The sequence below is a fragment of the Pedobacter sp. Hv1 genome, assembly GCF_001412215.1.
In the GTDB taxonomy this organism is placed as follows: domain Bacteria; phylum Bacteroidota; class Bacteroidia; order Sphingobacteriales; family Sphingobacteriaceae; genus Pedobacter.
Genome location: NZ_LLWP01000003.1, coordinates 232399 through 257546, shown reverse-complemented (window position 1 = coordinate 257546; position 25148 = coordinate 232399). Strand labels below are relative to the sequence as shown.

The 25148-nt window shown below is 37.6% G+C and carries 22 protein-coding genes; 13 read left to right on the top strand and 9 right to left on the bottom strand.

Annotated elements, in window-relative coordinates; all coding sequences use genetic code 11:
- Window positions 1-26: 26 nt before the first annotated feature.
- The 4 genes from AQF98_RS07530 to AQF98_RS07515 all read right to left on the bottom strand — a co-directional run bounded on the left by AQF98_RS07530 (window position 27) and on the right by AQF98_RS07515 (window position 3888).
- Window positions 27-1763, bottom strand: a complete 1737-nt coding sequence (locus AQF98_RS07530; RefSeq protein ID WP_200911853.1) for a CocE/NonD family hydrolase — start codon at window positions 1761-1763, stop codon at window positions 27-29.
- A gap of 28 nt (window positions 1764-1791) precedes the next feature.
- Complete coding sequence (locus tag AQF98_RS07525; protein WP_055131314.1) at window positions 1792-2511, bottom strand: LytTR family DNA-binding domain-containing protein; 720 nt, start codon at window positions 2509-2511, stop codon at window positions 1792-1794.
- On the bottom strand, window positions 2498-3568 hold the full coding sequence (locus AQF98_RS07520; RefSeq protein ID WP_055131313.1) for a sensor histidine kinase: 1071 nt from the start codon (window positions 3566-3568) through the stop codon (window positions 2498-2500). Before AQF98_RS07520 ends, AQF98_RS07525 begins: the two co-directional genes overlap by 14 nt.
- Window positions 3569-3672: 104 nt before the next feature.
- On the bottom strand, window positions 3673-3888 hold the full coding sequence (locus AQF98_RS07515) for a hypothetical protein (RefSeq protein ID WP_055131312.1): 216 nt from the start codon (window positions 3886-3888) through the stop codon (window positions 3673-3675).
- Between the two features lie 133 nt (window positions 3889-4021).
- Between AQF98_RS07515 and AQF98_RS07510 the strand changes: the two genes are divergently transcribed.
- Window positions 4022-4786 (top strand): carboxypeptidase-like regulatory domain-containing protein, encoded by a 765-nt coding sequence (locus AQF98_RS07510; protein ID WP_055131311.1) that lies wholly within the window; start codon window positions 4022-4024, stop codon window positions 4784-4786.
- Here the strand turns inward: AQF98_RS07510 and AQF98_RS07505 are convergent.
- From AQF98_RS07505 to AQF98_RS07495, 3 genes are all read right to left on the bottom strand, one after another.
- A complete protein-coding gene (locus AQF98_RS07505) occupies window positions 4783-5868 on the bottom strand; it encodes a serine hydrolase (protein WP_055131310.1) in 1086 nt (361 codons plus the stop codon). The two genes, AQF98_RS07510 and AQF98_RS07505, sit on opposite strands and share 4 nt — an antisense overlap.
- Window positions 5869-6088: 220 nt before the next feature.
- A complete protein-coding gene (locus AQF98_RS07500) occupies window positions 6089-6829 on the bottom strand; it encodes an SDR family oxidoreductase (protein WP_055131309.1) in 741 nt (246 codons plus the stop codon).
- Between the two features lie 426 nt (window positions 6830-7255).
- Window positions 7256-7882, bottom strand: coding sequence for a porin family protein (locus tag AQF98_RS07495; protein WP_055131308.1), 627 nt, complete (start codon window positions 7880-7882; stop codon window positions 7256-7258).
- Window positions 7883-8504: 622 nt separating this feature from the next.
- On the opposite strand from AQF98_RS07495, the gene AQF98_RS07490 reads away from it, so the two are divergent.
- From AQF98_RS07490 to AQF98_RS07480, 3 genes are all read left to right on the top strand, one after another.
- Window positions 8505-9986 (top strand): FMN-binding glutamate synthase family protein, encoded by a 1482-nt coding sequence (locus AQF98_RS07490; RefSeq protein ID WP_235524188.1) that lies wholly within the window; start codon window positions 8505-8507, stop codon window positions 9984-9986.
- Between the two features lie 12 nt (window positions 9987-9998).
- Window positions 9999-10403: a GreA/GreB family elongation factor gene (locus AQF98_RS07485; protein ID WP_055131306.1), complete on the top strand. Its 405-nt coding sequence runs from the start codon at window positions 9999-10001 to the stop codon at window positions 10401-10403.
- Window positions 10404-10538: 135 nt separating this feature from the next.
- A complete protein-coding gene (locus AQF98_RS07480) occupies window positions 10539-10943 on the top strand; it encodes a GreA/GreB family elongation factor (RefSeq protein WP_055131305.1) in 405 nt (134 codons plus the stop codon).
- An 82-nt stretch (window positions 10944-11025) separates the two neighbouring features.
- Here AQF98_RS07480 and AQF98_RS07475 read toward each other — a convergent pair whose 3' ends face one another.
- On the bottom strand, window positions 11026-11646 hold the full coding sequence (locus tag AQF98_RS07475) for a porin family protein (RefSeq protein ID WP_055131304.1): 621 nt from the start codon (window positions 11644-11646) through the stop codon (window positions 11026-11028).
- Between the two features lie 372 nt (window positions 11647-12018).
- On the opposite strand from AQF98_RS07475, the gene AQF98_RS07470 reads away from it, so the two are divergent.
- Window positions 12019-13725, top strand: coding sequence for a glycoside hydrolase family 3 protein (locus AQF98_RS07470; RefSeq protein WP_055131303.1), 1707 nt, complete (start codon window positions 12019-12021; stop codon window positions 13723-13725).
- Window positions 13726-13816: 91 nt separating this feature from the next.
- Here the strand turns inward: AQF98_RS07470 and AQF98_RS07465 are convergent, their stop codons facing one another.
- Window positions 13817-14320: a thioredoxin family protein gene (locus tag AQF98_RS07465; protein ID WP_055131302.1), complete on the bottom strand. Its 504-nt coding sequence runs from the start codon at window positions 14318-14320 to the stop codon at window positions 13817-13819.
- A 111-nt stretch (window positions 14321-14431) separates the two neighbouring features.
- Here AQF98_RS07465 and AQF98_RS07460 point away from each other — a divergent pair, with 111 nt between their 5' ends.
- The 8 genes from AQF98_RS07460 (at window position 14432) to AQF98_RS07425 (ending at window position 24967) form a co-directional block, all read left to right on the top strand.
- A complete protein-coding gene (locus AQF98_RS07460; RefSeq protein WP_055131301.1) occupies window positions 14432-15073 on the top strand; it encodes a TatD family hydrolase in 642 nt (213 codons plus the stop codon).
- 4 nt (window positions 15074-15077) lie between these two features.
- Entirely contained in the window at window positions 15078-15866 is a 789-nt protein-coding gene (locus tag AQF98_RS07455; protein WP_055131300.1) for a ThiF family adenylyltransferase, read from the top strand.
- 117 nt (window positions 15867-15983) lie between these two features.
- Window positions 15984-19202 carry an exodeoxyribonuclease V subunit beta gene (locus AQF98_RS07450; RefSeq protein ID WP_235524187.1) on the top strand — a complete coding sequence of 1073 codons (3219 nt, stop codon included), beginning with the start codon at window positions 15984-15986 and terminating at the stop codon, window positions 19200-19202.
- Between the two features lie 87 nt (window positions 19203-19289).
- Window positions 19290-22145, top strand: coding sequence for a PD-(D/E)XK nuclease family protein (locus AQF98_RS07445; RefSeq protein ID WP_055131298.1), 2856 nt, complete (start codon window positions 19290-19292; stop codon window positions 22143-22145).
- A gap of 220 nt (window positions 22146-22365) precedes the next feature.
- Window positions 22366-22785 carry an IS200/IS605 family transposase gene (gene tnpA / locus AQF98_RS07440; RefSeq protein WP_055131297.1) on the top strand — a complete coding sequence of 140 codons (420 nt, stop codon included), beginning with the start codon at window positions 22366-22368 and terminating at the stop codon, window positions 22783-22785.
- Window positions 22786-22803: 18 nt separating this feature from the next.
- A complete protein-coding gene (locus tag AQF98_RS07435; RefSeq protein ID WP_055131296.1) occupies window positions 22804-23358 on the top strand; it encodes a GNAT family N-acetyltransferase in 555 nt (184 codons plus the stop codon).
- A 73-nt stretch (window positions 23359-23431) separates the two neighbouring features.
- Window positions 23432-23791 carry a VOC family protein gene (locus AQF98_RS07430; protein ID WP_055131295.1) on the top strand — a complete coding sequence of 120 codons (360 nt, stop codon included), beginning with the start codon at window positions 23432-23434 and terminating at the stop codon, window positions 23789-23791.
- A 189-nt stretch (window positions 23792-23980) separates the two neighbouring features.
- Window positions 23981-24967: a pyruvate dehydrogenase complex E1 component subunit beta gene (locus AQF98_RS07425; protein ID WP_055131294.1), complete on the top strand. Its 987-nt coding sequence runs from the start codon at window positions 23981-23983 to the stop codon at window positions 24965-24967.
- Window positions 24968-25148 lie beyond the last annotated feature (181 nt).

Below are 25148 nucleotides of genomic sequence, written 5' to 3'. Positions count from 1 at the left end.
AATTATAGTAGGTTAATGTTAATCAACTACCTCAAAATAGGTAATACCACATAACTATCATTAAACCATTTGATCTCTAAAGGCTTACCAGCATCTTTAATGGTTTCGGTATTCACATCCCGTCCAGTACCATAATTGATCTGTTCGCTCCCACTCTTATTGATATTCACCAACACCACAATTCTACTGCCTTTACTCAATCTTTTGGCACTCATGTAAGTATTGCTAAATGGAATGGTTTCTTTTTTTCCTGGGGTTAATAATGTTCGCTTACTTACGTTTGTTGCATAACTGGCACGTCCCATAAAGTACGAAAGGTAAAAGTATTTTCCCTCAACGGTACGCTCAAACAAAACTACACTATAGTCCATATCTTTTTTATTGATGGCCACTTTGATCTGTCCGGTAAAATTTTGGGCAAGATCTACCGCTTGTGGTAGTGGATCGCTCTCATACATTACCCCGTTATGGTATAAAGTATCGTAATTGATATTGCGTTGCCAAAAATAGCTGTGCGTATCCGTTCGATCCTTAAAATCCACCACCTGTTTCACAAACGCTTCTTTCATCGGTTTTTTAGCATCCAGTTTGTAAATACTGTCGGTGTGTTTGCTACTTAAATACAGCACCAGCGAATCATTGCCAGCTTTCTTAAGCGAAGGTGCATGTCGCCACTCGTTACTGCCCATCAATTGATAGTTGATTTTATCTTTCAATACACTAGGTTTTGGCCCTCCTTTTAAAACATAGGCAAACCATTCGTAGATGATATCATGGATAGGGATTAGGGCCGCCTGATCAATTTTATAGCCATTGTATACTGTATCTGGAGTGCCTTGTGAACCAAAGTGCCCATAAGGGCCAATAATTACATAATGTTCTGCCTTAGGGTTGTATTTAAGGTGTTCGCGATAATAGTACAAGGCCCCAATCTGTCCACCATCAAAGTAGCCTGTAGTAGTTAATATTGGAATGTTGATCTTGGCAAAATCTGTTTTGTAGGGAATCATAGCTTGCCAATAACTGTCGTAACTAGGGTGCGCCAACCATCGTCTGAAAATGGTGTTTTTTGGCCTCCCCATTAAACTATCTAAGGTAGGGTAGGCCTTACCAGATTGGTACCAACGGTTATCAAGGTCGTTCCATTGTTTGTTGTTGTAATCCTCATTGTCCAGAAGTTTGTTGTTGGTTACATAATAGGTCCATGAAAAAGGGAAAGTCATTACTACATTATTGGTCATAGGTACATCGAGACCAGGAGAGGCTGCAGCAGACGGAACGATTGTTTTTAGGGCAGGATGCAGTTTTTTGGTTGCTGCCCATTGTGCAAAACCATTATAGCTGCCCCCGTACATGCCAACTTTCTTGTTGCTCCAAGCTTGTTTAGAGATCCAGTCGATCACTGCATTCGCATCGGCTCCATCATGCTCATAAGGTACAGGTATATCCGGACTATTTTTTTTACCCCTTGTATAAGCCACTACACCAACATAACCTTTATCTGCAGCTTCTTTGGCCTTTTTTAAATCGGTCTGTCTGGTGTACACGGTAAACGAAAGAATAGTGGGCAAAGGTTCGGTAACTCCTTTTTTGCGGACCACCAATGCCGAAACCTGTGCTCCATCAGGTGTTTTGATTAAAATACTGTCTTGTACAATGTAATCGCTGCGGTCAAAAACAAAAGGTTTGGCTTGTTGTGCCATAGCACTACTCCAAAAAAACAGGCAAAAGAATGCCAAGGATAAGAAATTTCTCATCATCATATCAATTAAATAAAACTTGAATAATTAATTAAAATAGGTTACGTGTTTTAAATACAGCTGTTTGCCTACTAGAAACCGTATGCCGATCACCATTGGCCAAAGTCAATACCAATCGCCCATTGGTCTCCATATCAACAGCCCTTATAAAAGTGGTGTTCACAATTAGGGTACGGTTGATCCTGAAAAAAACAGATTCATCTAAAGCACGTTCCATCAAACTTAACGAGCGTTTCAAAAACACCCGTTCCTTATTAAAATATAAACGCACATAGTTACCTATCGATTCGATGACATAAATATCCTTAACCGGTATCAAATGATATTTATCCCCTTCTTTAACAAATAAACTATGTGTAACAAGTAAGGCATTCCCGTTGGCAAAATTGAGGTTCAGTCTATTTCTTGCCTTTTCCATGGCTTTTTCTAACCTTTCTTGTCTAATGGGTTTTACCAGGTAATCCAATGCGCTCAGCTCAAAAGCCTTTACTGCATATTGATCGAAAGCCGTAGTAAAAATGACTTCAGGTATTATGGTAAGCCCTTCTAAGAGGTCAAAGCCAGAACGCCCCGGCATTTGGATATCCAGAAAGATCAAAGCAGGCTGTAAGGTATTGATCAACAATTCAGCCTCATCAGCATTAGCAGCTTCGCCAACTATCTCGAGTTCGGGGTATGCGGCCAAGCTTCGTTTCATCTCTTCACGGGCCAAGCGCTCATCGTCAATTACAATTACCTTAAACCTGTTCATAAATTGGCATTACTAACGTAGCTAAAACAAAATCATCACCCAGAGGGACCAAAGTAAATACAGCCTGTCCATTAAACTGTAAGTCTAGTCTTTCTCTTAAATTCTTCAACCCTAAACCTCTGGTGTTTTCTTCCTTTAAATTTCCCTCATTACGTACGGTTACACGTAAATTTCCTTGTTCTTGGTTAACCCTGATCAATATGGTGCCACCATCTTTGCATTGCGCAATACCATGTTTAATGGCATTTTCTACCAAGGTTTGTATACTTAAAGGTAACACCAATGTACTTTTCACCTTCTCATCTACAATAATGTCCCATTGTAAGCGATCTTCAAAACGCATCTTCTCTAATTCAAGGTAATCTCTAATCAGGTCTATTTCCTGCGCTAAGGCAATCAAAGTAGCATCGCCCCCATAGAGCGACGAACGCAAAAGATCTGAAAGTAAGTCGATAGCTCTTCTCGCTCCGGTAGGGTTTTCAATTACCAAACCTTTGATATTGTTTAAAGAATTAAAGAAAAAATGAGGATTCAGCTGTGCCCGTAATTGTTCTAATTGTGCATTTTTGGCCACTAAAGCTAACCTTGCATTTTCTCTATTGGCTTTGATTTCTGCCTGTGCAAAATGGTAAGCATAATAGGCTAGCACCCAGATAGACATTAGCCTAATACCTGTCATCCAGGTTACAATCCAATTTTTGTTAAAGTAGTCAACAAAATTACCGTATAACTGTGGATGCAGATGGGCACCAATCAGGTAGTTTTTACCTAGGGTAAGTACCATAAATACCAATCCTAATAAAATAATGGCAGGTATGGCAATAGGTAACAATTGTTTGGGCCTTAACTCGCCCCAATTATTGCGTAAAGAAAGGACTCTGAACAAATGGGTAGGTAGGATGTAAATGATCAGGTCTCCAATAAAATGGATAATGGCCAACCTGATACTAAAATTGGTGCCGATAATGCCCATCAACATCCAATAAAACGAAGCCAAAGACCAACCAATGAGTTGGCATTTCCAGTATAACGATAGACCCTTTGTTTCGCTTTTCATCTTGATAGACATTAAAGTACGAAACAAAACAACAAAAACTATCTTAAAGCGAAAAGAGAAAGTACACGAGCGTAACCATGAGCATGACGAACGTAGCAAATGTCTTATAAATGCTCTCTTTTTTGCACATGATCTGCTAGCTCATAGCCCTTGCGCTCTTCTTTTTTATTATCTAAGCACAGCAGTACGATTAAAGAAATAATAGGGATTAAAAAAGAAATGAAAAACCAGAACCAAAAACTTCGCCCTATATTTTTGGCAAAAACTCCAGCCACCAATTGTGGGATCAACATGAAACATAAAAGGAGTAGTTCTGGCATCAGATTTTATTTGATCAACCAAATATAAGGGTTAATGATTAACATTCTCAGCGCAAAAAAAAATGTTAATCTCTGTTAAAATTTTAAGAGATCTTTTAATAAAGCTTATTATTGGCTTCCATATCAACATGCAATGAGATTTTTCCTGATCATCCTGTTTTCCTCCCTTTCAACACAGCTTTTTGCCCAAAATATAAATGGATTTGTAAAAGACGCAGTGACCAAATTACCCATTGCCAATGTCCAAATTATTAGCGCTACTCAGACCATACTTACAAGCAATACAGGTCAATTTACGATCAGTAAGTTAAAGGTAGGAGAAACAATAGCGATACGGATGATGGGCTATGAAACAGCAGAACTTACAATTGGAGGTAAAATGTTAACAGATTCGGTATACATCTATCTCAAACAAAATGTTGTTGCATTGAAAGAAATTATGGTTAAAACTAACCGTAATTATAAACTCGATTCAGTAAGTCTACGGAAAGAATATGCCAAGGTATTTACTTATAAGGGACCGGGTTTTACAGATATGTTTATTAAGAGAGACCCAGGGTATCGATCGCCATTTGCCCATGTAAATCCAAACTCTACCGCATCGTTAGTAAGTTTAAATGTGTTACAGGTAGTTAATCTGTTGACAAAGAAAAAAGAGCAAAATACTAAATTAAAGAAGCTATTGCTAAAAGATGAGCATATTGCTTATGTAGATCATCTTTTTTCTAAGACCAAAATAACCAGCTTAACCAAATTGTCTGGCGATTCGTTAATCACTTTTATGAACCTGTACAGACCGAGCATATCCACATTAAAAAAAATGACCGATTATGAGTTGAACATCTATATCAAAAAGAGCTACAAAGAATTTACGAAACCTAAAAGTAAGATAGATTAATATTTTCCTTTTTTCAATTCGTTAAAAACAGCAGCAGAAAAACGATACAGATCTCCACCAGCTTGTTCATCCGTTTCATTAGAAAGGGCTATAAAACCCATTTTGTAATCGGGATAAAAGATGCAAAAACTTCTAAAGCCACTTGTGCCACCATCTGTAGTTAAATAGTAGTCCCAGTTCCATAATTTGCCAACCATCCATTGGAAAGCATGGGCACCCTCGTCAATATTGCCAGAAGTAATCCTATGGCTCAATTTGACCAATGCATCGGGCTCAGTCATTTGGTATTTCAGGTAATTGAGCATATCTGGTAAGGTAGACCTTAAACCACCAGCACCCGGAAAAGTAAACCTCATCAAATTTGCCTTCTCCTGATTAATTTTATAGCCATTTAATAACTGTGGTTGGTCGGTTGGAGGGAAACTTACTTTAGTATGTGTCATGCCCAAAGGTTTGGCAATATATTTTTGTACCAAATCTTGGTAGGGCATGCCATAAACCCTTTCCAAGGCATAACCCAACAATTGATAACCAACATTAGAATAAGCATATTTAAAGCCTTTTAAACTATCTAATTTAACCAAGCTTAAATCATTTAAAAACGATTCTTCATTGGCAGTCGCCTTAGCTTCGTCGGCAAAACTGTTAGGGAACTTAGCCACATGTGCCAGTAGATAAATTATCCTTACAGGGTCGCCATTTGGATATTGCAGATTAGCAAAATTACGGGGCAAAAACTTTCTAATGTCGTCCATCAGTTTCATTTTACCTTCGTTAACCGCATGTGCCACCAATAAACCGGTAAAAGTTTTGGTGATGGAACCTATTTCATAAATAGATTGTGAAGTTGGAGCTTTGCCAGAACCAGGAGAAGTTTCTCCGTAATGGTAACTGTAAGATTGATGGTTGGCTACAAACCCAAATGAAACCGCCATTCGCTTGTTTTCTTTCAGGTAGGCAAGAGCAGCCTTGTGAACAACAGAATCTAACTTGGTTTTTAAAGGATTGTCATTCGATACTTGGGCAAAAAGGACAGTGCCTATAGTTAACAGGACGAATGTCAGAATTAAATTTTTCAGCATATACAAAAGACAACTGGTAAAATTATATGTTGCATGAAAGATACAATATACTAATATACCAATTCGACTCCTTTTTTACGATTATATTTTTGATAAACAGTGTGTTGTGTAATTTTTGCCTGAAAAATAAGATGTCGGAATACTAAATAATCTCCACAATTAAGTAATGAGCTATTGAACCCACAACCTAATGAACCATTGAGCAAATTAACCACTATCCTTAAGCCATCCCTCCATTAGCTCCCAAATTCTGTGCAGTAATCCATTTGGCTTCATCGCTGGCCAAGAAAACCACCACATTGGCAATATCATCAGGTTCAGCAATCCGGTTAAAAGCAGAGAGCGAAGCCAAGCGATCAATCAACTCTTGCGATTTACCCTGTGTAAACAGTTCGGTATTGGTAGGCCCTGGAGAAATAGAATTGACATTAATCCCCCTTGCACCAACCTCTTTGGCAAAAACACGGGTCAATTGCTCAACGGCAGCCTTTGTAGCTACATAAGTGCCATAAGTAGGCAACATTAAGCGGTTAACTGAAGTAGAAAAGTTGATAATGCTCCCGCTGTCTGCCAAGCGGGTGGCAGCCTCACGTAAAGTGTTAAAAGTACCTTTTACATTGATATCAAACTGTCTGTTGAAATCTTCGTCGGTAGTATCTTTGATCAAGCTGTTGATCATAATGCCTGCATTGTTTACCAATACATCTATTTTACCATAATGAGCAATCGCTTGGTCGAATAAGCTTTTAACTTGATCCGTTTTGCTCACATCAGCCTGTAACGCAATGGCATCGCCACCTTTGTTGTTGATCTGGTGTACCACTTCTTCAGCGGCAAGCTGCCCGCCAGCATAGTTTACGATAACTTTAGCACCAGCCGCTGCCAATTGATGCGCTATGGTAGCCCCAATTCCTCTCGAAGAACCAGTTACCAGAATTACTTTACCTGTTAAATTGACCATGTATCTTTTATGTTAAAACGATAATGCAAAGATGGAGCAAAGTACGCCAACAAAAGATACAGAAGTTATAGTATTACATAAAAAATACGAAGCGTTTTTAAGATAAGGGTTAAACATGAAGGCATTAAGAAAAGGTTAGTATCGTTATGTCTCTAATCCTATTCACCACCTCAAAATGCTCAGGAAGTCTAAACCCTGCATACTTAGACTTCCTGAGGTGTCTAAGATGGTAAAAAAGAAAAGAATTAAGGGGAGATGATACCACTTTGTGTACTATGTTCCTATATGGTTAAGTTTAGTAATGATGCTCACCCCCTGAGAATACTAAGAAAGGCTAAGGTTTAAACAACCTTTTATTGAGCCAGAATATACAAAAAACCCCCGTTCCTTACGGATACGAGGGCCACTTTAGAGTTAAGGCGTTAATTAGAAACTATAACCAAGAGAAAGGGCAAAACCACTAAAACGTGCCTTATCCTGATTAACGTCATCTTTCCCAACAGATTGGAAGTCCATATTGTAACGAGCGTTAAGGTTCATGTTCGGGTTTAGTTTATACCCTAAACCAACAATCCCGCCAGCAATAGATTTCCTAAAGTCATCCTTATCTGTAGTAGAACCAATGCTTTGACCATTTACATAGGTAGTTGTTTTTTGGTTCAACAACAAAGAAGCCTGCGGACCTAGTACAAAATGTAATTCTGGTGTTGCATTAATGGCCAACAATACTGGAATATCGATATAAGCTGCTTTTGTTCTAATCTCGCCAGTAGTACTAGAAATACTTCCTTCAAATTTTGAACCTTTTTGGGCATACATCACCTCTGGCATAAACGACAATCTTTCACTTAATGGAAGATCTAAAAAGATTCCGGCCTGAAATCCTGGAACATATTTAGAGGTATAAGAAGCACCACCTGCTTCAAACTTTCCGCCCATCATTAAATTACCACCAGCTTTGATCCCAAATTTGGCATCCATGTTTTGTGCTTTAGTAGTTAAGGTTAAAGCAGATAGCACTAAACCAAAACCAATAACGAATAATTTTTTCATAGTTTATGTTGTTAATCTACAAGACTAACTGTAATAACCATGCCAAAACTCATCAACTAAAGCTTATATATAAGGGTTTTTAAGTGTTAAGTAATTGATTTACAGTTATTAATAGCGAAACTGGTTTGATGAACATTTGAGCGAGTTGATTGAAGCAAAATTGTAGTGCCTGCTATACAAACTCATTAACATTTCTGGTGGTTTAAAGCTTCTTCTGTTGATCAGAATGTTGTCAAAATGCTGTAAAATCACCCATTAAAGCATAAATCTTCTTTTTAGTACAGAATAATTGCTAGGTTTGTGCTCAGATGAAAAACAGCAATGTTCATATCAGCTTTCCTATTAACAATACCCCAACGGCTATTGTAGGGAATAGTACTGCTTGTACCAAAGCATACAACGGCTGTTGCTGCGAGTTATATTTTTTCTCTGCCTTTAAGGACTTCAATACTACCGCCCCAGTCTTTTAAAACAACTGTTTAGGTCTGGGGGATTTTTCTAGTATTTCCTTTTTTCAAAATTAATTTCTATTTCCATGTTTCGAGATCTGAAAAGACCTTCGATTAGAGCTATTATTATTTTAGCACTAATCGGCCTTAATGCATTTGTGCTTTTTAAAGCCATGTTTACATCCACCCATTGGTTCTGGCTATTGCCCTTTACCGTTGGACTATTGCTGTTAGCCCTATATAATGTATTTCAAAAACAACATACCATTCTTTATAATTTCCCTTTATTAGGCTATTTCCGCTATTTCTTTGAGTCCATCAGTCCAGAGTTGCGACAATACTTTTTAGAATCAGATTTAGATGGAAAACCCTTTAGCAGAAGGCAACGTTCTATTGTTTACCAAAGGGCAAAAGATGTAAGACAGACCGTTGCATTTGGCATGCAAGAAGACCCCAATAAACCAGGGTACGAATGGGTGTCACATTCTATATTCCCGCTAAAGGTAAAACACAATTTAAGGGTAACTATTGGGAATAATTTATGTAAACAGCATTACAGTGCAAGCATTCTGAATATTGGTGCCATGAGTTATGGTGCCTTAAGTAAAACGGCCATTGCCTCGTTAAATGAAGGAGCCAAAATAGGAGGTTTTGCACACAATACTGGCGAAGGGGGCATTAGTGAATATCATTTGCAAGGTGGCGATTTGATATGGCAGATTGGAACTGGGTACTTTGGTTGCAGAGATGCATTTGGTAAGTTTAGCCCACCATTATTTAAAGCCGTTGCAGCACAAGAAAAGGTGAAAATGATTGAGCTGAAGCTTTCGCAAGGGGCTAAACCTGGGCATGGTGGGATATTACCAGCTGGTAAAAATACAGTTGAAATTGCAGCAATTAGGAATGTAACCCCTCTCACTACGGTATACTCGCCACCAGCACACAGTAGCTTTGCCAATCCGGTTGATATGATCCGTTTTGTAGGTTTCTTAAGAACCCTTTCCGGTTACAAGCCTGTTGGTTTTAAACTGTGCATTGGTAACAAACAGGAATTTGTTAAAATATGCGAGGCCATTACCTTAACAGGGATTATCCCTGATTTTATTACCGTTGATGGTGCCGAAGGTGGTACTGGGGCTGCACCATTAGAATTTACAGATAGCATTGGCATGCCATTGTATGATGCTGTTGCTTTTGTAACACAAACGCTGCATCTGTTTGGCTTGCAGCAAAGCGTGAAGGTAATCGCGTCTGGTAAAATCATTACCGCTTTTGATGTAATGAAGGTATTGGCTTTAGGTGCAAGCGCCTGTTACAGTGCCAGAGGGATGATGTTTTCTTTAGGATGTATTCAAGCTTTAAAATGCGATAGTGGGCACTGCCCTGCAGGGATTGCCACACAAGAAAAAAGCCTTTACCAAGGATTAAAAGTAACCGATAAAAAAGTAAGGGTAGCCAATTACCATCGCCATACGCTCAATGCCATTGCAGAAATGATGGAAGCCTGTGGTTTCGAATATATATCAAGCATTAAACCTGAGAAATTCTTTAGAAAAATAGATCCACTTACTACCAAGAGCTTTAAGCAGATTTACTTTGATCGTGTAGATGAGATACTGAAAGAACGTTGGTTTAAAACCGAAATGTTAAACTAAAACCTAGATAAAATGAACCCGAATGAGAAAAATGCGGTAGTGATCACCGAAGCAGACTTTAACCTGCTTAAACCTTATTATAATAAAAAAGCAGATCCAAGTAAAGAAATGTCTTTGGCCAATGAGTTGAGCAGAGCAGTAATTGTAAAAGAAGAAGCCTTTCCGCTATACGGAATCAGGTTGAATTCTAAAGTACAGCTACTCGATCTCCATACACAGATGAAGATGGAATTTACAATTGTAATGCCCCAATTTGCAGATATGCGACAAAATAAGATCTCTATTTTAACCCCAATGGGCGCAGCCCTAATTGGCTTTAGAAAAGATGAATTTGTGGAATGGAAAGTGCCAGCGGGATTGAAAAAGTTTCAGATCCTGAATGTGACCAATGAGAAAATGAATGGAGCGCAAACCTAATGTTCTTCTTTTTCCATGTAATGTGCAGTAAAGATTTTGATGATTGAGCCTCGGCAACAGGTTGCCGGGGCCATTGTTAGGAAGCAAATAAATTTATAAAGGCTTAGCCTGTCAATTATTTAAATCAAAATTACAATGAACAATACAGCAATAAAGACCAATCAGACACCCATTATCTTATCAAGAGGAATTTTTGACCTTTTAAAAGACCATATTAAAAGGAAAAAGCTAAGTAAGTATAATGAACTTAAATTAGCACTAGAACTACAATCGGCAAAGCAAGTATTAAGAAAAGAACTGCCAGAAACCATTGTAAGCATAGATAAAAAGGTGAAGGTAAGAGAACTGGATTCGGGTAAGGAGTATACTTATCATTTGGTGGCTGAAAGTAAGGCCAAAAGAAAAAACAACACTTTGTCTATTCTGTCTCCAATAGGGGTGGCACTATTGGGCTATGCACAAGGGGCTGAATTAACTTGGGAAATGCCAGAGGGAATAAGATCATACCTTATTGTAGAGGTATCGACTTTAGATGCTTAATGTAGGATCATTTTTGCATAAAAAAGACCGTCTGTTTGCAGACGGTCTCTCTTAATTGATGTTTTTTATTTGTTAGGTTAACTTAGAACTTTAAGCCTAAGCCCACTTGGAAAACTTGGTTTTTAAACTCTGGTGTTTGTGAAGTTCCGTTTTCGTTGTTTTTCTGGAAATCTAAAGCATAACGGCCATTGATACCAACTTTATTGCTAAAGTCGTATCTAAAACCAATTACACCACCAAATAAACTCTTTTTAAAACGATCAGAACTGTCTTCAACAATTTTTTGTTCAGCAGTACCAAAGCCAGTTTCGAACTTATTATTGGTAGACAATAAGAACGATACCTGAGGACCAGCTACTACGTTAAGCCCACCACCTAATCTGATACTGGCCAAAATAGGAATATCAATAAAATGTGTGGTTTGAGTATACTCGCCAAAAGTAGAGGTCGATTTGTAACCTTTAGTAGAATATAAAGCCTCAGGGGTGAAAGCAAGATTTTCTAATAATTTAATGTCTAAGGTAATACCAGCATGGTAACCTACCAAGTAATCGGTTTTAAAGTTATTGTTGCCGTTGTCTTTGATAATGTTAGAAATGTTTACCCCTGCTTTTGCGCCAATTCTGATCGCATTATCTGTTGATTGTGCATTTGCAACGCCCGTAACAAACAAGCCAATTGCTAGAATTAAGATTTTTTTCATGTTGATTTGAATAGATTTTGAAACTTATAGGTTTCTGGTTTAATAATGTGAATTGCTAAGCCTTGTAGAATAAATGTGCCAAAAAAAAAATACGGAGCAGTGGTAACCCACTCAGAAAATAGGCAGATGTTGACCTCTAGCTAATTTAAAGCAATTACATTTTTATTTTTTGGCTTAAAAGCGATAGATGTTACAACATCTATGCTGTATCAAATTTAATACAATATGAAGCATCGGTAGTAAATATTTAATAGGGATGATTAGTCCAGTTTTATCCTATTGAACCAATCTAAATAACCTAAATTCAGAAAATACCTTATTTACACTAACATATTTTGCCTAATTTTAGGGCTTGCCTACAATTAAAATCAAATGAAGAGAACCCTTTTTTATAGCTTAAGTATCGCTTTTTCTATTTCCGCAACTGCCATAAAAGCACAACAACCTTCTTATACCGATCTTTTAAAACAAGAGCCTAAGTGGGTTGATTCAGTATTTAAAAAACTGAGCAAAAAACAAAAAATTGCACAGATGTTTTTTGTAGCAGCTTATACCAATAAGAGCAAAGCTTTTACAGATTCAATAGCCAAAGTTATCAAAAAGGAAAAAGTTGGTGGTTTGGTGTTTTTTCAAGGTGGACCTGGCCGTCAGGCGGCTTTAACCAACCAATACCAGAAAAAAGCCAGAGTGCCTTTGTTGATCGCATCAGATGGCGAGTGGGGTTTGGGCATGCGTTTAGACAGTACCATTTCTTACCCATATCAAATGGCATTGGGTGCAGTGCAGAATAAAGAGCTCATCTATAAAATGGGTTTAGAAGTGGCCAAAGATTACAAAAGAATTGGCATGCACATGAATTTGGCGCCAGATGTTGATGTAAACAACAATGCAAAAAATCCAGTGATCAACTATCGCTCTTTTGGCGAGAACAAATACAATGTTGCCCAAAAGGGCGCTGCCTATTTAAAAGGGATGCAAGATGGTGGCTTGTTGGTGAGCATTAAGCATTTCCCAGGTCACGGAGATACAGATGTAGATTCGCATTACGACCTACCTCAGCTTAAATTTACAAAAGAGCGTTTGGATAGCTTAGAAATGTATCCATTTAAAGAACTGATTAAACAAGGTGCTGCGGGTGTAATGATTGCACACATGAACATTCCTTCTTTAGATGCAACTCCAAATATGCCTTCAACCTTATCAAAACCAATTGTTACTGGAATTTTAAAGGACGAAATTGGCTTTAAAGGAATCATAATTTCAGATGCGATGGGTATGAAAGGTGTGGTAAAGTACTTTAAGGATGGCGAGGCCGATGTAATGGGAATCATTGCGGGTAACGATATTTTAGAACTGTCAGAAAATAGCAAAAGAGCTATTAAAATGGTTCGTCAGGCCATTAGAGACCAACGCTTAACCATAGAACGTATTGATGAGAGTGTAAAGAAAATCTTGACTGCAAAATATTGGGCTGGCTTAAATGTAAAACACAACATTAAGGAAGGTAATGTATATGCAGAGGTAAATCGCCCAGAGAGCATGGTATTATTACAGCAATTGGCAGATGCCAGTATGACTTTGCTTAAAGGAAGAGATTTTGTACAACAATTAACGCCAAACAAAAGAACCGTATTTATCAATATCGGTACACCAGAAGCTACGGTTTTTCAAAAAGAAATGGCTATGGTTTACAAAAACTCGGTAAATTATAACTTGGATAAAAATGCAGATGCCAATGCCATTGGGAAAGTATTGGCAGAAATTAAACCAGAAGATCAGGTAATTATTGCCATTGTGGATACCCGTATTCGTCCAAACAACAATATTCCTTTAAGTGCAGATCTTAAAATGCTGATTGCCGACATGGCTAAAAAAGATGCTGCTTTTGCCTTTTTTGCCAATCCATACAACATCGCAAACCTGCCAGGCTTAGAAAATGCCAAAGCTTTATTGGTGGCGTATCAAAAAGAAGATTTTATGCAAAAAGCAGCTGTTTCGGTTTTTACCAATAAGTTGATACCAACAGGCAAATTACCAGTTACGGTAAATGGCTTTTTTAAATATGGCGACGGACAATAGTTAAAAGTAGAGAGTCTATAGTCTTAAGTCCGAAGTCGAGAGTAGGATGTAAAAAGTCTGGAGTTTAATCAGCTCCAGACTTTTTGATGTTTTAAGATTTGTTGTTTTCTGGTTTTAATGCTCCTGCATTCCAGTTCTTCAGAAACCCCATAACCTTTTTCACACTATGGCCACCACCTTCTTCAAGATATTCAGAGTTTTGGGTGTGGATCAATTTACCATTTCCATCTAAAATCAAAAATACTGGGAAACCGAAACGACCAGGGTAATTCAATTTTTTAAGGATAGCTTCGTTTTTGTTTTCTGGGCTATAGTTTAACAAAACAGTTTCGTAGTTGTTGTTTAAATAATTTTTTAGCTCTGGTGTAGCATTAACCAAATCGTGAAAGCGGATACACCAGATACACCAATTGCCACCCACCTGAACAAATACATGTTTGCCTTCTTTTTTAGCCTTGGCAACAGCTGTATTAATGTCTGCCTGTGCATTAGCCTTAGGGTTATAGATATGCACCGCTTCTTTTGTTACAGGTGCTTGTGCAAAAGCTGCCGCTGAAATGAATAGGACAGCAAATAAAATGATAATTCTCTTCATGGTTTTTAATATAATGGTGCAAATGTAATAAAGACTACTATGTTTATAGACTATTCACTAATTCTTTACAGAAGAAGTACATTTAGGTTTAAATTAAAGTTACCAAATAAAATGCAGTTTTTAGATATCCATACCCATCAGTTGATAGAAAGAGCAGGGGTAATGAGCATCCAAAGTCTTTCATTAACAGATGAAGCGCTGTTGCCAACTGCACCCATAGCCGTGGGCCTACATCCATGGTATGCAACATTGGCCCAGTTCAATACCCAATTTAAAAGGTTGGCCGAAGTTGCCCTACAACACAATGTGAAACTGATTGGCGAATGTGGTTTGGATAAACTGAAAGGCGAAAAATTGGAAAATCAGCTGCAAATTCTGGAAAAACAGATTCAATTGGCCGAAAAACTCCATAAACCTTTGATTTTACATTGTGTGAAAGCATTTGACGAACTGATTAAATTAAAGCAGGAGCTTCACGTTAAAGTTCCAATGATCATTCATGGTTTCAATAAAAATGCCGAGTTAGGACAACAATTATTAGCTAAAGGATTTTACCTTTCTTTTGGTAAAGCCTTGCTGAACCCTCATTCTGGAGCAGCAAAGCTAGTTGCAACAACAAATCATTTCTTTCTGGAAACAGATGATGCTACAATCGAAATTGAAGAAATTTATGCTGCTGCTGCAAATTTAAAAAAGTGTAGTGTTGATGAGCTTAAAGCACGTATTTTTGCCGACTGGGAAAAAATAATTTAAAAGTATGTCTGATGTAAGTTGGCTTTCGCGTTCTGCATTGTTAGTGGGTGATGAAGGTATCACCAAATTGCAAAGTAAGCATGTTTTGGTAATTGGTTTAGGTGGAGTAGGTTCATTTGCTGCCGAATTTATTTGTCGTGCTGGCGTAGGCGAAATGACCATTGTAGATGGCGATGTAGTTGATCCGAGCAATAGAAACAGACAATTGCCAGCCCTAGCCACCAATCATGGTGTAAGCAAAGCCGAAATTATGCAAGAACGCTTGTTGGCTATCAATCCGGCATTGAAGCTGCATGTCATTAACTCTTTTCTTACCCCAGAAAAATGTAGAGAGATCCTCGATATCAAATACGATTATGTAATGGACTGTATTGATAGTGTAATGCCAAAAATTACCTTATTGTCTACAGCACTCGAAAAAAATGTTCCGATTGTAAGTTCAATGGGAGCAGGTGGTAAAATGGATCCCACTAGGTTAAGGATTACCTATTTGCCAGATACCTATCAATGTGTGTTTGCCAGTTATATCCGTAAACGTTTACGCAAATCGCCTCATACCGATAAAGTAAAGGCTGTTTTTTCTACCGAACAAATTAGAAAAGATTCGCTCATTATGACCGATGGCAGCAACTTTAAACGATCAGCCTATGGAACTGTTTCTTATTTGCCAGCTGCCTTTGGTGGAGCCTGCGCCTCTGTAGTGATTAGGGATTTGTTAGGTTATCCCATAGAAATGGCTGAACGCCCATTAAGGATCAGTCACAAAACATTAAACAAGAAAAAGAAGAAATAAAGCCTTTATTTGGCATGTTCAGTAGTGCACATCTCTAGCTAAACATGGAGATGGATTTGTAAAATTGCAAGCTTTTTGGCATTAGCACATTTATTGTTTTAACTTCACAAAATGGCAATGAAACCACTCAAGATCCTTCAAGCCTCTGCTGGCTCTGGTAAAACGTTCAGTTTAACTGCACATTATCTTACGCTGCTTTTTAGTGGCGAAAACAAATACCGAGAGATCTTAGCCGTAACTTTTACCAATAAGGCTACAGAAGAGATGAAATCGAGGATTTTGGAAGTGTTAGTTGGTCTGGCAAAAGGAAGTCCTGCGCAAAAAATAGAAGATTATAGGAAGTTGATTTTAACAGCTTATCCCAATCTCGATCCTCAAAATCTACAATTCAAAGCAGATCAAATCTACCGCAAAATTCTACACGATTACAGTCGTTTCTCTGTAAGTACCATTGATGGTTTTGTGCAGAAAGTGATCAGGGGGTTTGCTTTCGAGCTGGGTCTTGATGCCAGCTATAGTTTAGAAATGAACTATGATAAAGTGAAAGATGATTTGGTGGCGAAATTAGATGAGGCACTGGATCATAATAAACAACTTTTACAATGGATAATTGATCTGGCCATTGAGCGGATTAGCGACAACAAAAGTTGGAATTACAAAGTAGAACTCTACAATTTAATAGGGGAGATTTTCTCAGAACGCTTTCAGGTTTTTGAAGAGGCAGTAGAAACATTAGGATTAGAAAATATTGATGAACTATTTAAAAAGTACATTAGTGTTACCAAAGCCGAAATTAAAAACTTTGAAGAAGAGATTAGTGCCTTAGCTACAGAAGCCAATGAAGTGTTGGATGTTTTGGGTGTAGAAAATGATCACCTCAAAGGGAAATCCAGAAATGGGCTAAAGAAACTGATATTGGTTGCCAAAGGCGATTTTTCTAGCTTAGAAACGACATTTAAATACATTGATGAACCTGAAGAGTGGTTCCAGAAAAATGTAGATCTTCCAGAGGTATATGATACTGTTAACCCCATTCTGCAAAAGATAAAGGTTCATTACCTAGCACATTTGCCAAATTACAGCTTGGCCGTCGCCTTCAATAAAAACCTCTATTATTTAAGGTTGATGCAAGAGATTGCTGTATTACTCAAACAATATCGGGCAGAGAATGATAACTTACTTATCAGCGATGCACAGAAGCTTATTTCGGGCATTACAGACGATGCCGGAGACAATCCGTCCTTTATCTGGGAGAAAGTGGGCACGAGGTACCGCAACTTTTTGTTTGATGAATTTCAGGATACCTCCACCAGCCAATGGGGTAGTTTCAAATCGTTATTGAGCAATGCCATAGCCACACCAAGTGGAAACCTGATTGACCATTTGATTGTAGGCGACACCAAACAGTCGATCTACCGCTGGCGCAATGGCGATTGGAATATTTTACATCAACATGCAAAGCAAGCAATAGGTGCCGAAAATGTAGTAGAAGATAGCTTGGGCGAAAATTACCGCAGTGCAGAGAACATCATTACCTTCAATAATTTTTTATACAAAGCCATTCCTTTAACCCTACAAAATGAATTAAATGCTGGCTTAAGCGAAAAACAAGAAAGTATTGCCAAGTGGTGGCAAGCAGAGCATTACGATCAGATCATTACTGATATCTATAGTACATCAACCCAAAACTTTGCCGCCAATACTTTAGCAGGAGGCACCATAAAGATCAGGAAATTTGGAAAAGAAGATGCACCAGAGGAAGCTCGTTTTACGGAAACTACTTTCAGAGATTTGGCTCTAGCTGATGTAGTTAACGAAATTCAGACCTTGCAAAATGAGCAGGGATATGCAGCAAAAGATATTGCCATTTTAGTGCGTTCAAATAGCGAAGCCTTGTTGACCGTTAAAAAATTAATGGAACATGAAATTGATGTCATTTCTGGTGATGCCTTATTGATTGCGAACAACTCGGCCATCCAATTAATTGTCAATACCTTAAAAATATTAATTGGCTTAGATTCTCAAACTGCATTGTATAAGGCAAACTGTATTGCTTTATACAATACCTTGCACCATAAACAAGCCAATGCCAATCACTATCTAAATTTAACGGGCGTCTCCTTAAGTAGCTTGTCGGCAGTTTTGCCCAGTTCCTTATGCCAAAATTGGGAAACCTGGTTACAATTGCCTTTGCCAGAATTGGTAGAAATCTTGATTGATTGTTATGAAATCAAAGACCAAACCAATCATTTGCCCTACCTCTTAGCTTTTAGAGACCTTACTGCAAATGCAACTCGAATGGGAGAAAAGGGGATCATCTCATTTTTAACCTGGTGGGATGAAGAAGGAATTAAAAAATCTTTACCCTCACCAGAAGGAGTAGATGCTATACAGGTGATTACCATTCACAAATCAAAAGGCTTAGCTTTTAGGGCGGTTTTAATTCCTTTTTGCAATTGGGAAATCAAAGGAAAGATCAACTCCACATTTTGGGTTTCATCAGAAGAAACCGCCTATAAAGAATTGAGGGGAATACCTTTAAAATACAATGAAGGCTTAGCAGATTCTGCAATAGCAAAAGCTTATTACGAAGAATTGCTGTACAATAATATGGATGCTTTGAACATGCTTTATGTAGCCACAACCCGTTCAAAAGATTATTTGTACATCGCCACCATGGCCAAAAAGGAAGTAGGAAGATTGTCTAACATGGGCGATGTGTTAAACCTCACTTTCGAAACAGAATTTAATGAAAATAACACCTACGAGATTGTAGCCTATGTTACGGATAAAAGCAAAGCAACAACAGACAATTTAATTGAACTGGGTAGTTATCCAACAACTCATAGGCTATCTGAACTGTATGTGCCACCACAAGAAAAACATTTAAAACACATCCTAAATATTGAAAAATCTGGACGAAAAGGTTCCGTTTTGCACGATATTTTGGCCAATGCAAGCACAGCAAAAGAAGTAGACGACTACATAGCGGGTTTGGTTTTAGAAGGAGTAACCCAACAAGAAGAAACCGTAACGCTAAAAACCGCAGTGCTTGAAGTTTTAAACCATGCAGAGCTAAAAACAATTTTAAGTAGTGCAAAAGAGAGTATTACAGAAAAGAATATCATTGATGCTCAAGGGAAAATGCACCGGCCAGACCGTTTGTTGTTAAATGATAACGAGGTGATTATCCTCGATTATAAATTTACACTAGAAGAAAGCGACAAACACATTGAACAAGTAGAAAATTATAAAAATCTAATGTTGGCTATGGGCTATCAGAACGTAAAAACCTATTTGTTTTATGCCATTAGTGGTAAATTAAAGTTAGTTTAAACGATGAAAACACAAATTGACAAATGTTATCATATGGCACTATTAGTGTCTCTTGTCTCACATCACAAAACTCAAATCTAAAAAAGAATGAATCCATTTTTAAAAGAGGTAGCCGAAGATTTGATTGCGAAGTTTGGGGCTGAACTGCAACATTGCGCCATTGTTTTTAACAACAAAAGGCCAGCAGCATACATACAAAAACATTTGGCAGATTTGATACAGAAGCCATTTTTTAGTCCTTCATTTTTTACCATACAAGAGTTTTTTGCAAAATCTACCCCATATCAAATAGCCGATTTTTACCTGCAGTTTTTTACACTGCATCAAATCTATAATCAGCTATTGGTTGAAGAAAAATTAGAGACGATTTCGAGCCATAAATTTTTTCCTTTGGCAAAAATTATGTTGGCCGATTTTAACCAAATTGACAGCGATTTAGTTGATGCCGATAAATTATATCGCGATCTGGAAGACATCTCTGTGATCAATAAAGAATTTGACTATTTAAGTCCTGAGCAATACCAATTTCTTTCTCAATTCTGGACCTCTTATGTAGAAGGAAAACACAAAAAACAGCAAGAACTGTTTATCAAAATGTGGCGACGCATGCCCAAGCTCTACCATAAATTTCATGCGGTTTTAAAAGAGCAAGGTTATTTAACCAATGGCTCAGTATATCGCTATTTGGCAGAAGGAGACGTAAATCAGCAAGGTTTTGTGCAAAGCTTTGAGAAGGGAAAAATTATATTCGTAGGGTTTAATGCCTTAAGCAGTGCCGAGGCCAAAGTTTTTACACAGTTACAAGAAAAGGACAAAGCACTATTCTATTTCGATACAGACTCTTATTATTTAGATGATCCCTTACAAGAAGCAGGATTGTTTTTAAGAAAGAACATCAAACAACTGGGGTTAAAAAATGTATTTCAAGATAGTGTAAGCCTAATGAAAACTCAAAAACATCAGGTTAACGTTTTCAAAGTACAAGGGCAATCTGCTCAGGCCAAAATCTTAAACCACATTTTAACAGACGACTATAAAAATGCTGAAGAGGTAGGTACAACTGCCGTTATTTTAGCCGATGAAAGTTTATTGGTGCCAACCTTGCAAACTATACCAACTTTGCAAAATGGGAAACGGATTGACCTAAACGTTACCATGGGCTTTTCTCTGTCCATTTCAAGCATATACGGTTTGGCCGATTTATGGTTAACTACCCAGTTAGAAATTTTGCAGAGCGATAAAGTAGCTTACAAAAATGTAGAAGCATTTTTAACACATCCATTAACCGGGTTGAGCCTAAAAATGCGCACCAAAATCCAAACCGCTTTGTTAGACGAAAAAGAGGTGGAGATTTCGCATGAACGTTTGCTGAACCAACGAGGCATTTTTGAAGCATTTTATCAAAAGATAACAACACCCCAAAATGTGATTGATAATTTATTGGATGTATTGAATTATGTGTTAAATCGACTGTCTAACTCAAAGGCATTAAAGAAAATCGATGCCGAACTTTTTGTAAAAACCATACAAGAACTGAACAGACTGCACGATACTTTTGGTAAACATGTAGCGCATGAAGAAATCTCATTTGTAATCTATTTGGTGCAAAAAGCATTGCAAAGTATAGCAGTGCCATTGGCCGGCGATCCATTAAATGGTATTCAGGTAATGGGGCTGCTCGAAACCAGAAATCTTAATTTTGATAAAGTGGTTATTTTAGGGTTTAATGAAGGTATTATCCCAAAATCGTCTATTGGCAATAGTTTTATTCCAGACAGTATTCGTCGGGTATATGGCCTGCCGGTATTAGAAAATTTAGATGCGATTTCTTCTTATATGGTGTATCGTCTATTACAGAGAGCTAACAATATCAATTTTGTCTATAATAGCTTAACTGATGAATCGACATCTGGAGAAGCCAGTAGAATTTTAAAACAATTGGAATACGAGAGTGGCTTCGAATTTAATTATTACACCTTAAATCTAAACGTTAAAACAGAGGCCGCTACCGAAATTCAGATAGAGAAAACAGGAAATGCATTTATCCAAGAAACACTACAAAAATACCTGGATAAGAAAAAGGTACTTTCGCCTTCTGCAATTACACAATATATCCTCAACCCGATAGATTTTTTCTTCAATTATATTGCTGGTATTAAAGAGCCGAAAGAGATCAGTGCAGTGGTAGAGGCCAATGAAATTGGTTCCATCTTGCACAAAGTGATGGAGTATTTTTATCAAGACTTAAAGGTAGGAGAAATTACAGCCGAACTGATTAAAGAAAAACGTAAAAAAGTTCCGCAATTAATTCAGCAAGCATTTACGGCAGTGATGTTCAATAATCCAAATAAGGTAATTGAATATAAAGGCATGCAAAAGGTAATTTTATCTATTGTTGATGCTTATGTCAATATCATTTTAAATCAAGACGAAAGCCAGACACCATTTACCATTGTCAGTTTAGAGCAAAAGGTAGAGGCAGAAATCAGCTTTCCCTTACATGGCAAAGAAGCTAGTGTAAAAATATTTGGCTTTATAGACAGGGTTGACCTTAAAGACGGGATAACCAAAATTATCGACTATAAAACAGGTAGCGACAAATTAACTTTTAAAGATATTCCAGAGCTCTTTAATTCAGATGGCAAGCACATCAATAAGGCACTGGTGCAAACTTTATTGTATACCTATGCTTACGAACATTTTGCTGGGAAAACAGCTGTAGAACCAAATTTATATATTGTTAAAACCATGAGCCAAGATGGGGTTTGGTTCAAGTCTGGTCGACAAAATTTATCGGGCGATTACCTAGAAGAGATTAAACCAGAATTCTTAGCCGAATTGCGGAAAAAACTAACCGAATTATTTGAGGCGCCTTACTTTGTGGCAAGTACAGTGCCCGACAATTATAAGTATTCTATTTACAAGACTTTGTTTGGTAAGTAGTGAGGCTGAGGCTAATGAGTTGGTTGAAGCCAACGATAATGGCTTTGATTAGTTTATTCTTGGTCTTGTGCGATGATGAACATGAATGGATTCTAGTGCTGTTTTAACGCAATGCTTATTCATGGGCGCCCGCTTCAGCGGGCGCCAAACTGAAAGAATTCTTCGGCTTTAGCCACATTTAAGAACAATTCCTTATCTTGGATATGCCAAATGAAAAACTATGTCGTACGTAAGAATGTGGGTACATCTTGTATTTACAACAAAAAACAGGATGCCCATCCTAACCAAGGATATCAGATATAAAGTTCAACAACATATTGCTGAAAACTGTAAAGAGAAGGCTATTTATCTACAAGCTATTAACGGATATACAGACCATATGCATTGTTTGATTTCTTTAGGTCGTGAGCAAACTATTGCTAAAGTGGCCCAATTAATCAAAGGAGAATCGTCTTTTTGGATCAACAAGAATAACCTAGTGAAAGAACAGTTCATGTGGCAAGATGACTATTATGCCATTTCTGTTAGCGAATCAAACCTTCAGATTGTTGTCAATTATATAAAGAACCAAGAAATCCATCATGCTAAAAAAACCTTTGCGCATGAGGTGCAAGAATTTGAAAAAAATACCGATTTTTAATCGCAAAAGAATAGACAAATGTTAACCCTAAATTTCCCTTCCTTCCCAGTACTAGAAACCGAAAGATTAATTCTTCGTGAGCATGCTCTAACAGATGCTCATGATTTGTTTCAGATGCGTACCAACGAAGAAGTAATGCGTTACATCGATCGTGAAAGGCCAAAAGCCATTAAAGATATGGAAACGTTCATTTCAACTTTTAACGATGGTTTTAAGCAGGGGCAACATATTGCATGGATCATGGCATTGAAAGAAAACCCAGATGTAATGATTGGTTCTATTGGCTACTGGAGAACAAATTTGGTCAATTATAGAGCAGAGATCGGTTATATGTTGTTGCCAGCATATTGGAGAAAGGGTTTCGTTTCTGAAGCATTGATTAAAACGATCGCCTTTGGTTTCGACCAAATGAACCTTCATTCTATTCAGGCCAATATCAACCCTGGAAACGATGCCTCCAGACAAATTTTACGCAAACACGGGTTTGTAAAAGAAGCTTATTTTAGAGAAGATTATTATTTTAATGGCAAATTTTTGGACAGCGAAATTTATTCCTTATTAAACAAGTTGTGAGTTACAAGTTGCGGGTTATGAGTTTGAATGCTCAACCTGTAGCATTTAACCCATAACATTTAACTCATTTAAAATGTTAAAAACAGCTATTCCTATCCTCGCTTCATTGAATACCGAGGAAACCGTGAAATTCTATACAGAAAAATTAGGCTTTACCTTTCATACTGATTGGGATGGCTACCTTATTTTTTCAAGAGATGCCATTCAAATCCATTTTTGGACAACAGATGACCCTGCGATACCGAAAGCTACAGGTTGTTATGTGAATGTAACAGCAGTTGATGAACTATTTGCCGAATATAAAGCAAAAGGTGTTATCCATCCCGAAGGTGAACTGAAAGATATGGAATGGGAGATGCGCCAGTTCTCTATTTTAGATAACAATGGCAATATCATCCACTTTGGTCAGGATATCTCCGAAGAAGCGGAATAAGCAGCATGCTAAACTACAAATGCTGGTAAGCAATGGCTTAACCTTGTCCACAATTCTTTAAGCGTAATTAAAGCGAGCCTGCAAGTTCATCAATACGATTGAAAAAACAATTAGTAACATCGATAAAACACTACTTTAAAATTACGATACAATAGTTATATTTGCCGTCGATTAATTTTTGAATATACAATGAGAGAGATCCAATTTAGAGAAGCACTACGCGAAGCATTAAGCGAAGAAATGCGTAAAAACGAGAACATTTTTTTAATGGGCGAGGAAGTTGCGCAATACAATGGTGCATATAAAGTTAGTCAGGGCATGTTAGATGAGTTTGGCGACAAACGTGTAATCGATACGCCAATTGCTGAATTAGGCTTTGCTGGTATCGGTATCGGTGCAGCAATGAATGGCTTGGTTCCAGTTGTAGAGTTTATGACTTTCAATTTCTCATTGGTAGCAATTGATCAGATCATCAATGCTGCAGCAAAAATTTTGTCAATGAGTGGTGGTCAGTTTTCTGTGCCAATCGTTTTCCGTGGCCCAACAGGTAATGCTGGACAATTAGGCGCACAACACTCACAAAACTTCGAAAACTGGTTTGCAAATTGCCCAGGTTTAAAAGTGGTTGTTCCATCAACCCCATATAATGCTAAAGGCTTGTTAAAAGCTGCTATCAACGATCCAGATCCAGTTATTTTCATGGAATCTGAAGTGATGTACGGCGATAAAGGCGATGTGCCAGAAGGCGAATACACTTTAGAAATTGGTAAAGCACAAGTTGCTAAAGAAGGTACAGATGTAACCATTGTAACTTTCGGTAAAATGTTAACACGTGTAGTTAATCCGGCAGTAGAAGAATTAACTAAAGAAGGAATTAGCGTAGAAGTGATCGATTTATTAACCGTTCGCCCTATTGATTATGCAACCATTATCAGTTCTGTTAAAAAAACAAATCGTTTAGTAATTGTAGAAGAAGCTTGGCCATTGGCATCAATCTCTTCAGAAATTACTTTCAACGTTCAAAAACATGCATTCGATCATTTAGATGCGCCAATTTTGCGTATCACTTGTGCCGATGTGCCACTTCCGTATGCACCAACCTTAATTGCTGCTAGTTTGCCTAATGCAGAGAGAGTGGTTAAAGCAGTTAAAGAAGTAATGTACGTTAACAAATAATATTGATTTGTTATCCTGAGCTTGTCGAAGGATCTCTATCATAAAATACAAATCCCCTAAGGTTTCTTGGGGGATTTTTTGTTGAATTAGCATAAGTAAAACAAAGTCAGTAGTTCTTTTGAACATCCTAGTAGCAGGGCCATTCTTAATTAAACCCGATTGCAGCGAACACGGAGCCGAA

Coding starts and splice junctions, on each gene's coding strand:
- AQF98_RS07430 (WP_055131295.1), top strand. CDS start 23,432: ATGTTAAAAACAGCTATTCCTATCCTCGCTTCATTGAATACCGAGGAA.
- AQF98_RS07455 (WP_055131300.1), top strand. CDS start 15,078: ATGTCTGATGTAAGTTGGCTTTCGCGTTCTGCATTGTTAGTGGGTGAT.
- AQF98_RS07495 (WP_055131308.1), bottom strand. CDS start 7,882: ATGAAAAAATTATTCGTTATTGGTTTTGGTTTAGTGCTATCTGCTTTA.
- AQF98_RS07480 (WP_055131305.1), top strand. CDS start 10,539: ATGAACAATACAGCAATAAAGACCAATCAGACACCCATTATCTTATCA.
- AQF98_RS07520 (WP_055131313.1), bottom strand. CDS start 3,568: ATGAAAAGCGAAACAAAGGGTCTATCGTTATACTGGAAATGCCAACTC.
- AQF98_RS07465 (WP_055131302.1), bottom strand. CDS start 14,320: ATGAAGAGAATTATCATTTTATTTGCTGTCCTATTCATTTCAGCGGCA.
- AQF98_RS07460 (WP_055131301.1), top strand. CDS start 14,432: ATGCAGTTTTTAGATATCCATACCCATCAGTTGATAGAAAGAGCAGGG.
- AQF98_RS07515 (WP_055131312.1), bottom strand. CDS start 3,888: ATGCCAGAACTACTCCTTTTATGTTTCATGTTGATCCCACAATTGGTG.
- AQF98_RS07485 (WP_055131306.1), top strand. CDS start 9,999: ATGAACCCGAATGAGAAAAATGCGGTAGTGATCACCGAAGCAGACTTT.
- AQF98_RS07525 (WP_055131314.1), bottom strand. CDS start 2,511: ATGAACAGGTTTAAGGTAATTGTAATTGACGATGAGCGCTTGGCCCGT.
- AQF98_RS07490 (WP_235524188.1), top strand. CDS start 8,505: ATGTTTACATCCACCCATTGGTTCTGGCTATTGCCCTTTACCGTTGGA.
- AQF98_RS07500 (WP_055131309.1), bottom strand. CDS start 6,829: ATGGTCAATTTAACAGGTAAAGTAATTCTGGTAACTGGTTCTTCGAGA.
- AQF98_RS07475 (WP_055131304.1), bottom strand. CDS start 11,646: ATGAAAAAAATCTTAATTCTAGCAATTGGCTTGTTTGTTACGGGCGTT.
- AQF98_RS07435 (WP_055131296.1), top strand. CDS start 22,804: ATGTTAACCCTAAATTTCCCTTCCTTCCCAGTACTAGAAACCGAAAGA.
- AQF98_RS07470 (WP_055131303.1), top strand. CDS start 12,019: ATGAAGAGAACCCTTTTTTATAGCTTAAGTATCGCTTTTTCTATTTCC.
- AQF98_RS07425 (WP_055131294.1), top strand. CDS start 23,981: ATGAGAGAGATCCAATTTAGAGAAGCACTACGCGAAGCATTAAGCGAA.
- AQF98_RS07510 (WP_055131311.1), top strand. CDS start 4,022: ATGAGATTTTTCCTGATCATCCTGTTTTCCTCCCTTTCAACACAGCTT.
- tnpA (WP_055131297.1), top strand. CDS start 22,366: ATGTCGTACGTAAGAATGTGGGTACATCTTGTATTTACAACAAAAAAC.
- AQF98_RS07505 (WP_055131310.1), bottom strand. CDS start 5,868: ATGCTGAAAAATTTAATTCTGACATTCGTCCTGTTAACTATAGGCACT.
- AQF98_RS07450 (WP_235524187.1), top strand. CDS start 15,984: ATGAAACCACTCAAGATCCTTCAAGCCTCTGCTGGCTCTGGTAAAACG.
- AQF98_RS07530 (WP_200911853.1), bottom strand. CDS start 1,763: ATGATGATGAGAAATTTCTTATCCTTGGCATTCTTTTGCCTGTTTTTT.
- AQF98_RS07445 (WP_055131298.1), top strand. CDS start 19,290: ATGAATCCATTTTTAAAAGAGGTAGCCGAAGATTTGATTGCGAAGTTT.